Source organism: Vibrio sp. J502, from assembly GCF_025397955.1.
GTDB classification, from domain to species: domain Bacteria; phylum Pseudomonadota; class Gammaproteobacteria; order Enterobacterales; family Vibrionaceae; genus Vibrio; species Vibrio anguillarum.
Genome location: NZ_CP104555.1, coordinates 1,108,531 through 1,120,329, shown reverse-complemented (window position 1 = coordinate 1,120,329; position 11,799 = coordinate 1,108,531). Strand labels below are relative to the sequence as shown.

9 protein-coding genes are annotated in these 11,799 nt (G+C 46.6%); 8 read left to right on the top strand and 1 reads right to left on the bottom strand.

What is annotated here, in order from left to right; translation table 11 throughout:
* Positions 1 to 4: 4 nt before the first annotated feature.
* Entirely contained in the window at positions 5 to 928 is a 924-nt protein-coding gene (locus tag N5E84_RS20935) for a L,D-transpeptidase family protein (RefSeq protein WP_013868372.1), read from the top strand.
* A gap of 108 nt (positions 929 to 1,036) precedes the next feature.
* Here N5E84_RS20935 and N5E84_RS20930 read toward each other — a convergent pair whose 3' ends face one another.
* Positions 1,037 to 1,306 carry an Lpp/OprI family alanine-zipper lipoprotein gene (locus N5E84_RS20930; RefSeq protein WP_026027153.1) on the bottom strand — a complete coding sequence of 90 codons (270 nt, stop codon included), beginning with the start codon at positions 1,304 to 1,306 and terminating at the stop codon, positions 1,037 to 1,039.
* A 395-nt stretch (positions 1,307 to 1,701) separates the two neighbouring features.
* On the opposite strand from N5E84_RS20930, the gene N5E84_RS20925 reads away from it, so the two are divergent.
* From N5E84_RS20925 to N5E84_RS20895, 7 genes are all read left to right on the top strand, one after another.
* Positions 1,702 to 3,048, top strand: coding sequence for a DEAD/DEAH box helicase (locus N5E84_RS20925; protein ID WP_026027154.1), 1,347 nt, complete (start codon positions 1,702 to 1,704; stop codon positions 3,046 to 3,048).
* Between the two features lie 256 nt (positions 3,049 to 3,304).
* Positions 3,305 to 5,317, top strand: coding sequence for a prolyl oligopeptidase family serine peptidase (locus N5E84_RS20920; protein ID WP_019282647.1), 2,013 nt, complete (start codon positions 3,305 to 3,307; stop codon positions 5,315 to 5,317).
* Positions 5,318 to 5,440: 123 nt separating this feature from the next.
* Complete coding sequence (locus N5E84_RS20915; RefSeq protein WP_231494679.1) at positions 5,441 to 7,459, top strand: TonB-dependent hemoglobin/transferrin/lactoferrin family receptor; 2,019 nt, start codon at positions 5,441 to 5,443, stop codon at positions 7,457 to 7,459.
* A 9-nt stretch (positions 7,460 to 7,468) separates the two neighbouring features.
* Positions 7,469 to 7,798, top strand: coding sequence for a hypothetical protein (locus N5E84_RS20910; RefSeq protein WP_231494669.1), 330 nt, complete (start codon positions 7,469 to 7,471; stop codon positions 7,796 to 7,798).
* A complete protein-coding gene (locus N5E84_RS20905; RefSeq protein ID WP_232513698.1) occupies positions 7,759 to 9,744 on the top strand; it encodes a proprotein convertase P-domain-containing protein in 1,986 nt (661 codons plus the stop codon). The genes N5E84_RS20910 and N5E84_RS20905 overlap by 40 nt, the downstream gene beginning before the upstream one ends.
* 2 nt (positions 9,745 to 9,746) lie before the next feature.
* Positions 9,747 to 11,204, top strand: coding sequence for a DUF1566 domain-containing protein (locus N5E84_RS20900; protein ID WP_019282646.1), 1,458 nt, complete (start codon positions 9,747 to 9,749; stop codon positions 11,202 to 11,204).
* Positions 11,204 to 11,761, top strand: coding sequence for a DUF1566 domain-containing protein (locus N5E84_RS20895; RefSeq protein WP_019282645.1), 558 nt, complete (start codon positions 11,204 to 11,206; stop codon positions 11,759 to 11,761). The genes N5E84_RS20900 and N5E84_RS20895 overlap by 1 nt, the downstream gene beginning before the upstream one ends.
* Positions 11,762 to 11,799: the final 38 nt, after the last annotated feature.

The following is an 11,799-nucleotide window of genomic DNA, read 5'->3' as shown; positions in this document are numbered from 1 at the left end:
CACCATGCTACGCAAGCTACTCTCTTTGTGTTGTTGCTGGGGTGCGCTCAGTGTGAACGCGTTTGCCGCGACTTATGATTTTCCTGCCGAAGGCAGTAGCATGGTTGGCCGAACTCAATATCACGTGATTGAGCAGGGCGAAACCTTAGCGCAAATTGCAAAACAGTACGATGTTGGGTTTTTATCTTTGATGGCGGCTAACAAAGGAATTGACCCATTTTTGCCGCAGCAAGAGTTTGTGCTAACCATTCCGTCACAAATTATTTTACCGCGCGTGGCTTACGAAGGCATCGTCATCAACTTAGCGGAACTGCGGCTCTATTACTTTGAGCCTGAAAAACGCAAAGTGCATATTTTCCCCGTCGGCATTGGCCGTATTGGTCGTGACACGCCCGAAATGGAAACCACTATCAGCCAAAAACGGCCGAACCCAACTTGGACACCTCCTCAATCTATCCGCACTGAATATAAAGCGAAAGGTATTGAACTGCCTGCGGTTGTGCCTGCTGGGCCAGATAACCCGCTTGGTGAATACGCGCTTCGTCTCGCTTATGGTGCGGGTGATTATTTGATCCACGGTACCAACAAAGATTTTGGTATTGGTATGAGAGTCAGCTCTGGTTGTATTCGTATGGATCCCAAGGATATTGAATGGCTGTTTAAGCAGGTTCAGCGTGGCGAGAAAGTGAAAGTGATTGATGAGCCGATAAAATTAGCCTTAGAGCCAGATCGAAGCGTATTTCTTGAAGCTCATGAACCTTTGACGCGCAGTAACGGCAGTAAAAAAGAGTTGCAGGTACCGCAAGAACTTCGCTGGTGGTTGGATGAATTTAACAAATCAGATGCGAAAGCGAGAGCGGTGATCTTGGCGCAAAATGGTGTGCCTGTCGAAGTTGTGGCTGCAGATTTTTCAACCTCATTGGAGTAATTAAAGAAGTTGATGAGTTCATTAATGGTGAACCATGTAATAGCAGCAATAAAAAAGGCTTGAATTAACAAGCCTTTTAAGCAATTTCAGCTATGGAATATAACGAAATTATTTCGTGTATGACTGAGCAATATTATCGATACGCTCGTTTGCACGAGCCGCTTCTTCTTGCGCAGCGGCAGCGGCATCAGCCGCTTGGCTTACTTTAGACGAAAGTGTCGATTGCTCGCTCTTAAGTGCAGAAATTTGATCACTGAGTTGGCTAACTTGGTTGCTTAGCTGATCCATTTTCGTCATTGCTGCGTCATCAGGGCCTGATGCACAACCAGCAAGTAGAAGTACAGAAGAGGCTGCAGCTGCAATTAACATCTTATTCATTATTGAACTCCTTGTTTGTAAGATTATTATCAATGATGCCCTATTATACTTTTCCTACTTGAAGCTACAGCGGTGCTGTTTACCTGCAACGTCAAGTCGTTTGGGTATACACTTGTTTGGAAATCATCATATAGTGACGAACTCAATTGTAGACACTATTCTAGCGTTCACCCAGTAGCCGAACGTCAAAATAATCCAAGAATTTCAATTTATGCCCATTTACTCCGCTATGTCTCATCGTTAAGAGACGTATTTTCTATCTTCTTATGCCTTGAAAAAGTGTGCGTGCTGATTATTTTTATGTGATCTCTATCTATCTAAGCGCCTTTCGGGCTATCATATTGCGTTTTCATTTTGACCTCTTGCCCTATTTATTGTGGCAACTTTACAAATTTTTGGAGAATCCTTTGCAGTTTAAAGATTTAGGCTTAGACAATCGCTTATTGAAGACCCTCAAACACTATGACTTCAAACAAGCGACAGAGATCCAACAACAAGCGGTTCCCGTGGCGATTGCAGGTAAAGATTTGTTGGCATCCTCTAAGACTGGTTCGGGTAAAACATTAGCGTTTGTTTTGCCAATGCTGCATAAGTCTCTCAAAACTAAAGCGTTATCAGCAAAAGACCCTAGAGCTCTGATTCTCGCTCCGACACGTGAGTTGGCCAAACAAGTGTACGGTGAGCTACGTACTATGCTCAGTGGGTTGAGCTACGAAGCAACGCTGATTGTGGGCGGTGAAAACTTTAACGACCAAGTAAAAGCACTGCGCCGTTTCCCCCGTTTTATTGTGGCGACTCCTGGTCGTTTAGCGGATCACTTAGAGCATCGCTCGTTGCGTCTTGATGGTTTAGATACGCTGATCCTTGATGAAGCTGACCGCATGCTGGACCTAGGTTTTGCTCCGGAACTACGCCGTATTCATCATGCAGCGAACCACCGTCGTCGCCAAACACTGATGTTTTCCGCAACGCTTGATCACGGCCAAGTGAATGACTTTGGTACCGAGTTGCTTAAAGATCCAAAACGCATTTCGATTGGTGTTGTCAACGAAGAGCATAAAGACATCACCCAAAAATTCTACCTCTGCGATCATCTCGATCACAAAGAAGCCTTACTCGAACGCGTGCTGCAAGAAGCCGAATATCGACAAGTGATCATTTTTACCGCGACCCGTTCTGATACTGAGCGTTTAACGCTTAAACTCAACGAGCAGAAACTGAAAGCCGTTGCGTTGAGTGGTAATTTAAATCAAAACCAGCGCAACACCATCATGAGCCAGTTTGAGCGCGCTGTATTTAAAATTTTGGTCACGACGGATGTGGCTTCACGTGGCCTTGATATCGCGAACGTGACGCACGTGATTAACTTTGATATGCCCAAACATACGGAAGAGTATGTGCACCGTGTTGGTCGTACAGGCCGTGCGGGTAATAAAGGTGATGCAATCTCGCTGGTTGGCCCAAAAGATTGGGACAGCTTCAAGCGCGTGGAAGCCTTTTTGCAGCAAGATATTGAGTTCTCTCAATTTGATGATCTGAAAGGTAAATTTACCGGACTAAAACCACGAGTTCCAGCCTTTAAGAAAAACGCAGCCGCTAAGACTAAAAGTACTAAGCCCAAGGCGCACACCGCTAATAAGAAGCCCGTTAAACGCGATAAAACCTTTTATCAGAATGTGGCAGTGGGTGATGCGGTATTTGTGCCGAAAAAGAGAGTTGCACCTAAAGTTGACGATGAGTAACAGCGAGCGTCTTGTCAGCGTGGCCTTTCGGTCAATCGAATCTGCTGACGGACTCAATGCCAGTATTTGCTGAGACAACCTCACCCTAATTATAAAAACACCGCCAAATTGGCGGTGTTTTTATATACACGCAAACGTTCACCCTTATAAATTTCATAATTTCTCTATTTTATATAAAAATGATAATTGATCTCATTATCGTTTAGCAGCAAGCTGCGCCTCATTATAATAATTGGCTATGTTTTCACTGATCATAATGAAATTACTCAATATCATTTCTTTTATTGTTGGTTTATCTTGTTTTCATTCATCTTATGGTGAGTCACTGCTGTGGCTAGAAGATGGCTCGCGTAGCCAGCCTAAGGTTCGAGCACACCTTGAAGATCACAATAAAAAAACACAACAGTGGCTCAATCAAGCCACGCCACTTTCTAATGCACTAGTCAAAACATGGTCAGAGAGTCAGAGCGTAAAAGCACCGACACCTTGGCTCATCCAGTACCAAAATTACTATCATGATCAAGTAATTAAGGGGGAACGTTTTGTTGTTAAAAAGACCGCAGAAGACAGCCCAATTGAGTGCTTGGTCAATATCAGTGTAAGACAGCAGCAATCAGATTATTACCAGTTAGCCAATTGGGCGGTGGCAAAAGGGGACCGCTTTATTGCATTAAGCGAAGATTTGACTGGGGAAGAGCACTACACGCTGACGCTGGTGGATCGTGTATCGAAGCAGGAAATCGTGCTTAGCCAATCTGCAACGACTCAAGCTATTTGGTCTGAAAATGGCCAATACCTCTATTTTTGGGCGGCAGAAGAAAGCCGTTCTTCTAGCTTATTACAGCGCTATGATGTGCTGAGCAAGCAGACAAAAACCCTATGGGAATGGGCTGATCCGCAGTGGATTGTGTCTCTCTATTTGGCGGCGGATCCGCATTTTGCCCTCGTGCAAGTCAACAATGAAAACAGCAGTGAACAACGTATTTTAAAGACCAACAGCTCTCACTTAAGCCTTCCGCTTCGTGCCGCACAGCCGGGTATTGAATACTACGCAGACGTTGCTAATGGCTGGCTCTACATCAATAGTAACTTCAACGGCAAGTTTGCACTCTACCGTCGATTACTGAGCATGAATGAAAACCCTTGGCAGCTTTTTTATGCGCCAGATGATCATTCCACGCTGGATAATTTTTATTTATATCAAGCTGGCGTTGTGGTTAAAACCAACCAAGCACAGCATTCTCAACTGGCCATTATGGATCAGCATGGAAAGTTGAGAGCATCACAGCCTTTGGCAACAGAAAGTGAGGTCGCTTGGGTCTCTCGTAACGGTGATTGGCAAAGCAATAAACTACGCGTGCGTTCAATGTCGATGGTTTCTGCAGGAGTTTGGCGTGAGTTTGATGTGGCAAGCTTACAATGGAAGCGACTGGGTCAAGACCACTATCCGGCTTATTTACCGGAACAGTATGAGTCACAACAGATTGTGGTGGATGTTGATGGCGTGGCTATTCCTGTCACTTTGGCGTACCGAAAAGACACCTTGAGCGCACAGTCCAGCGTCTTTCTTTATGGCTACGGCGCGTATGGCGTCACGATGCGTCCGTACTTTATGCCACAAGTGATCAGTTTATTGGATCAAGGCGTAATTTATGCGATTGCTCATGTGCGCGGTGGTGGCTATCACGGTGAATTATGGCACCGCGCTGGGTCTGGCATTCTGAAAAAAATAGGCATCTCAGATTTCCTGAACGTCGCCTCTTCATTGCAGCATTTTAATAACGGCCAACGCGCTATTTATGCGATTGGCGGCAGCGCTGGTGGAACCTTAGTTGCGGCCGCGGTTAATCAAAACCCAGCACTTTTTGCTGGAGTGGTGCTGCAAGTGCCTTTTGTGGATGTGCTTAGAAGCATGTCCGCAGAAGACTCCTCTTCACTCTCGGTGCAGCAGCGAGAAGAGTGGGGAGATCCTAGTCAGCCATTGCAACGCTCAGCAATTGAAGCTTATGACCCACTACTCAATATTCAAGCCAAACCTTATCCGCCAACCCTCGTCCGTGTCGGGTGGTTTGATAACCGTGTCCCTTATTGGGAAGGCGCGAAATACATAGAAAAAATGTCGATGATGAGTACGGGTAGCGGGCCTTACTTGTTATGGACGGACTTCAATAGCGGGCACAGTAGCGATTCACGTAAGGCACTACAGCAACAGGCCGTGGAATACGCCTTTCTTCTTACCATAGATAAAAACAAAAAAGCGGAGCAGTAAATGAAGCTTTCTCCAATCACCGCAGCGGTGCTTAGCGTGCTTGCGGTAGGGTCAGTGCATGCCGAATTCAGCCTAACCAAGCTTGAAGAAGTGGTGGTGAGTGCCAATAAAGTAGAATAGCCGCTGTCAAAAGTCGCCGGATCAATATCAGCGATCGACGGTGAAAGCATTGAAAAACAAGGCGCGACAGAACTGTATGATGTATTGAGTCATGAACCCGGAATCAGTGTTACGGGTGGCGCTGGTCGGCCACAAAACATCACGATTCGAGGGATGACGGGCAACCGCATTGCGATCATTCAAGATGGCGTCGCCGCATCGGACGGCTATGGTGCCAATGACATTAACGATAAGGTAGGCCGCAATACTTTCGCCTTAGACAACATAAAAAGCATTGAGGTTGTGAAAGGGGCAGGGTCTACCATTCATGGTTCGGGCGCGATCGGCGGCGTTGTGGTTGTCACCACAAAATCGCCGGCGGATTATTTGCAAGGACGTGATTTCTATATTGATGCCTCTGGCTCCTACACAGGGATCAGCAATCAATATAAGAGCAGTAGCACGTTAGCGGTGCGCAATGGAAATGGTGAAAGCTTGGTGACCATTTCATATTGGCAAGGCGAAGAGACTCGCAACTTTAACCAAGATCTCTATAACCGAGATATTGAAGGATTCAGTGCATCGTTAGCCCACGATCACATGGTCAATGATTCGCTGTTACTCAGTGCAAAATTTAACGCCTATAAAGATGAAAACATCCGCAAAGAAGGCATTGCTTCCATTCAGCGCGATGACAAATGGGAAAGCAAAGAATTTTTTGAACAGGAACAGCACCAAACCTTATCGGCATCATTGGGGGTGCAATTAGATACCCTTTCTTTCTGGGCAGACCATGTGGACGCCAAGCTTTACTGGCGTGATAGTCAAAGTGATACTCAAACCAATCGCTTATTGACCAAAGAACATGCCTTTTTCGACACCCTTGAATTTCGTCGTGAGCGACGCGATGAAAGTTTTTCTGATCAGTTGATAGGGCTATCGGTTGATTTAGAAAAAGCAGCACGAGTCCACAACATCGAGCACCAATTTATTTACGGTGCAGTGCTTAATACCAATCGTTATGAACGCCCTCGTCACGTGGATACCAAGGATTCCAATGGGGAAACCTACGAAAATATTATTCCGTTTGCACCGGCGAAGGCCTATGGTTTTGGCGTCTATTTGCAAGATAGATTCAGCCTCAACCAGTGGACATTTAGCGCTGGTTTACGTTTTGATTTGAATAACCTTACTCCTCAGTCAGAGCAACCTATTGCTGGTTTTGCTGTTAGTGAAATTCAAACCAGTGAATGGTCACCGAGCGCATCCGTAGCTTACCAGTGGACGCCATCATTCAACAGTTACCTCAGTTACAACCACGGCTACCGCGCTCCGACCTATGACAAAGCCTACGGTGCGGCAGACCACAGCTTTGTTCCACTGACGCCGTTTTTTATCGCGCCGAACATGAATTTACAGGCTGAAACCAGTGATAGTTTTGAGTTGGGTTCAAAATACGATAATGGCCAATCTCAAGCTTATGTCGCGGTTTTTTACTCTCTCTTTGACAATTTCATGGACACTAAAGACGTGGGATTTGATAGCGATAGAGGCGCTTGGATCAAGCAGTACCAAAATATTAATGGCGTCGAAACGTATGGTGTGGAGTTCACCTTCGCCCATCAACTGAATCAACATTGGTCAACCACGTTCAAAGCGGGTTATGTGGATGGCAAAGATGATCAAGATGAATACGTTCGTACCATCACGCCGTGGGAAGGAAATGGACAACTAAATTACCAGCAGCAAGATTGGGATGCCTACGCACGTTGGAACTGGGCGAGTTCGATGGACCGAGCACCAGCATGCTCTGATGATATAGGCCGTAAAGCGCAATGCGCGCAAACGTCGGCATGGTCTACGGTCGATCTTGGCGTGAGTTATCAAGTGATGCGTGACCTTGATGTGAGTCTCAACATCATGAACCTATTCGACCGTGAATACGTTCGTTATCAAGACGTCGCGGGTGTAAGTCAAAGTCAAACTCTCTATTCCACTGAGCCCGGGCGTTACTTTACCGCTACGGCTAAATACGTGTTTTAGGAGCTAGAGATGAAAAAAATTATCGTTCTGAGCACCTTGCTATGCTTGAGCCATTCCGCCTTTGCGGGGGAGTGGGACTATCCACTGGCGAAAACGACCATTGCAACGAAAGAGTCGGCTGAGCTGTATTTGAGCTCGCTTTATCCTGATGTTGGGACACTGAAGTTTCGTTATCAAACCGAGAGTTTACTGGGAAATCATTACAACTTTGATGTATGGCAGAACGGCCAATACCAACCGCAAAAAGCGTTAGTGCTCTCGACCGATCAGTCCGACGTAGTGACGCGCGTGTTCAAAGTTTGCACAACACAGTCGAGCGAGATGGCGTTGCATTGGTAGCGGCAGAGCTCGAATCGCCCCGCCGATTGGTGGCGAATGAACCGCCTGCGCTCTCATCGGGAGATGTGCAGAGCATCAATGTGCAACTTTTTGATCCCGATTTAAGAACCATGGATCAACTGCCTGCGCCAGATTCGGCGTGGAATGACCTTGCTGATTACCCAAACCAGCCGCACTACCAAAGTGCGAATGTCGAGATGTTGCAAAGTGCAGGTAAATATTACTTAGCCAATGAACGAGTACGACAAGTTGATGCTACCGCCATACAGCAACAAGATGATGCCAAGCAGTGGGTTGATAGCGGTGTTGGCTTACTTAGCGCTGAAGACGTGGCGCAATGGAACTCAGATACTGAAATTCTCTCCATGGAGATGCTTGATGATCGCTTTGTACAGCTGATGGCTTTTTACCATCTTGATCAATCGATTGATTATACCAAACAGCTCGGTTTTTCCCTGTTTAGTGAGCCCGTGAGGTTTGATGCGAGAGGTTTATCTAGCAACAACTCTTCTTATTATGTTGGCCCGAAAGCGGTGTTGTTTGGTGTTGGGGGCTCGCCCGATGCATTAGATGCCGACGTGGTTACCCATGAGCTTGGGCATGGAATTCATTATCAAATCGTTCCCGATTGGGCTTATGGACATTCGGGCGCGATTGGGGAAGGCTTTGGTGACTATTGGGCGGGTTCGCACAGTTTTCGCCGCCAGTATGCACAAGGAAAAGCGTTCGAAATTGACACCGTGTTTAATTGGGATGGCTATTTTGGTTCTCGTATTTCGACACGCAGTTTGTGGAATCAGCGGGCAAAATATTTTGCATCCGCAGAGTATCGAGCGCATGAAAGTGTAGCAGGTGAGTTGGGTGACGAATTGTGGTCTACCCCTTTATTTCAAGCGTTGAAACAGGCCGTGAATGAGTACGGTCAAGAAGCGTTTTCTGAATTTGACCGTATTGTTCTTGAATCAATGTACGGCTTAGGTCGTGGTCTAAAAATGCATGATTTGAGTGAAAGCATGCCGTATACCGCCAAACAGCTGTACCCGCATCGCGCTTATGATGCGATGCTATTACAGCAATTTAAGCAACATAACTTAGTCCAAGAACCCTTCAAATTCCTGTTGGAACGTCGATTTGTGATGCCAACGGATCCGCTGAACGTGCACATTCAGGCCACGGATCGCCAAGCAAGTTTACAAACGATAGCCACTTTGCAAGGTGAAACCGTTACTTTCGCTAGCGAAAAATTCCAGCAGCAGCAATGGAGCATCGCGCTGCCAACCACCTACACCTGCGGCGTCAAGCAGACTCTACAACTTGAATCGAGTTATCAATATCAACCGTACCTTGCGATGCAATCTGACAAGCAAACTTTATCGTTTATCGTGGGTAAGCCACAGCTTGCAACGCCGCCAGTGGCCATAAATTCAGTATTGAAAGACGCCAGTATTGACGGTGCAGACACGGTTACGTCCGGATTGAAGAGCTATGGCTTGACGATCGATGTTGGCAACGCATTGATTGATGAAGATTTTGTGGTTCGCTTGCAGTTATCGCACCCAGAGCTACAAGAGCTGCGCGTTACCTTAATTTCACCCGCAGGGACACGCGTCGAATTACTCAACCAAGCACCATCGGCCATCAATGGTTTTGATGACTATTGGGTGCTGGCACATGATGCCATATTGGGCTCTTTACAAGGCGAAGCCCTAAGCGGCTACTGGCGTTTGGAAGTGGTTGACTACAACCCGGGAAATTTCGGCACCTTGATTGAATGGGGGGTAGGCCGCCTAGCGGGCTATCAATGCCCTCAACCTGTGACCAACGCACTTTCACCTGAAACAGGTGGCGGTTCGACTTCACTGCTCTTATTACTTCCTCTCGCGGCATTCGCCATAAGACGACGTAATTTGTTGGCTATTTTTTCACTTAAACTGAAGAACACATAACTATGCACTTAAGACTTTCAACACTTTCGCTGGCACTTTTACTGGCTGGTTGTGGTGGCGGTGGAAGTGGAGATGTAGCCAATGCATCTTTACCTAGCCATAAAATCAGCGGCCAAATTCAAGCGCAAAACGTCGCACTTGATGCCACTGTCTGCATTGATTCTAACCAAAACTTTGCCTGTGATGTGGGCGAAATCAGCACACAAGCCGATAGCCAAGGGCGCTACACTCTCACGAGTGACAGTACTCAAATCTACCGTTTTCCTATAGTGGCTAACGTTTCTACTGGCATTAGCGTTATGACGAGAAGTAGCCAAACCAGCCAATCATCGATCCTGATTGCGCCGGCGCTGGGCAAAAGCAGTGGCAATATCCTCAACGGTGTGAGTTCTATTTTTGCCGGCATTATGCTGGATGGAAATACGGAGAAAGAAGCGAATCGCTTGCTTGCCGAGCAGCTTTTGCAATTAGGCGTTGAAGTGAATGGTGACATTTCACAAAACTTTAGCCACACAGCATTGGCAATATTGGATGCCAATGCTGTCGTGTTGCTCCAAAAAGCGAAAGCAAGTGAACGAATTGATTTGCTGGCAACGCTTGGGCAAACCATGGCAAAAAATACACCACTGATTGCCTCTGAGATCGTTTCTGGCGAAAAGATGACCGAATATGCTAATACATTGATGGCGCAAGTATCGGAAGAGCGACCTCTGCAAGACACGGGCATTATTCAGTTCTATTCCGATCAAGGTGCACAAGCGCGGGCTGATGCTGATTATCCCGGTCAAGATGCTGAATATGGCCTAGATATTACCGCCAAAAATGGCGTGACGGGTAAGAGCTTTGCGTTCATCAAATTAGATGCGGCTGGCAATGAACTTGAGGCAGAAGCGAGCGATTGGTCATGCGTTAAAGATGTTTACAGTGGACTTATTTGGGAAGTGAAGTCAGAAGATGCCGCGTCTTTGAACTATAAAGAACGGTTGTTTGCATTAGAAATTGCCGACAAGTTTATCCCTTTTGCAAAAGATGTGACGGCCGCTTCCTGTCAGGCGGCAGGTGATACTATTTGCACTACGCAAGATTACGTCAATCGTATCAATCAAGATAAATTGTGTGGGTTACAAACGTGGCGTTTACCGACCAACAGCGAGCAATACATGATGCTTGATTTCGGTGAATTGGGTGACGATGCAGTTGGTTTCAACAAAGACTATTTCCCGCATCAGCCGCAGAACACCGAATTTTTTGATGGGCATACGTGGACTTCTGGCATTGCTTATCTCAATACCTCTCAATTTCAAAGCGATGGTTCGATGCAATATCTTTACACGGCGCTGTCTGGTGCAACCAAAGGGGAGCGTAGCCCAATTGAGCTCTACTCCAGCAGCACAGCGGCGGACAATGACCCGTCTTATGTCTTGCCGATTCGAGTTGTTGCAACCAAGGAGAACAACTAATGAAATCTCATTTAATCGCGGCTTCTTGCTTGATCTTTTCTGCTGTCGGCGTCGCCCAAGAGTGTTCTCCTGATATGACGAAAAGCGCACCCAACACGCGCTATCTCTACAGTGAGCAGGGGACGATCAAAGATAAGCTCACTGGCTTAACGTGGATGCGTTGCCAAGTTGGTAAAACATGGAACGCCGCTACGGAGCAGTGTGATGGCGAAGCGACCGGGTTTCGTTGGCAAAGTGCTTTGCAAGAAGTGGCGGCTATCAACCATCCTCAAAGCCGACACGCATTGCACCAATTTGCCAGCCAAGCCGAATGGCGATTGCCGAATATTAAAGAGTTAGTGTCATTGACTGAAATGGCGTGTTTTGGCCCAGCGATGAATAGCAGAGCATTTGCCCAAGGCTTTAAGTATGAGGCAGGCAATATCTTGTCGTATTTATGGAGCCAATCACCCCATCTAGCGAGTGGTCAGGTGTGGTCTTTTGATTCCGTCAATGGCGAAATTTACCACTACGCACCGAATTTTGAATTTGGAGTTTTGCTGGTGGCTGAAGAATAAGTGTTATGAAATGACGCCACTTACGCTGTCAGGGAAAC

What these genes read in the sequence shown, in the direction of transcription:
- N5E84_RS20930 (WP_026027153.1), bottom strand. Translation starts at nt 1,306, where the DNA reads ATGAATAAGATGTTAATTGCAGCTGCAGCCTCTTCTGTACTTCTACTT.
- N5E84_RS20895 (WP_019282645.1), top strand. Translation starts at nt 11,204, where the DNA reads ATGAAATCTCATTTAATCGCGGCTTCTTGCTTGATCTTTTCTGCTGTC.
- N5E84_RS20920 (WP_019282647.1), top strand. Translation starts at nt 3,305, where the DNA reads ATGAAATTACTCAATATCATTTCTTTTATTGTTGGTTTATCTTGTTTT.
- N5E84_RS20910 (WP_231494669.1), top strand. Translation starts at nt 7,469, where the DNA reads ATGAAAAAAATTATCGTTCTGAGCACCTTGCTATGCTTGAGCCATTCC.
- N5E84_RS20900 (WP_019282646.1), top strand. Translation starts at nt 9,747, where the DNA reads ATGCACTTAAGACTTTCAACACTTTCGCTGGCACTTTTACTGGCTGGT.
- N5E84_RS20935 (WP_013868372.1), top strand. Translation starts at nt 5, where the DNA reads ATGCTACGCAAGCTACTCTCTTTGTGTTGTTGCTGGGGTGCGCTCAGT.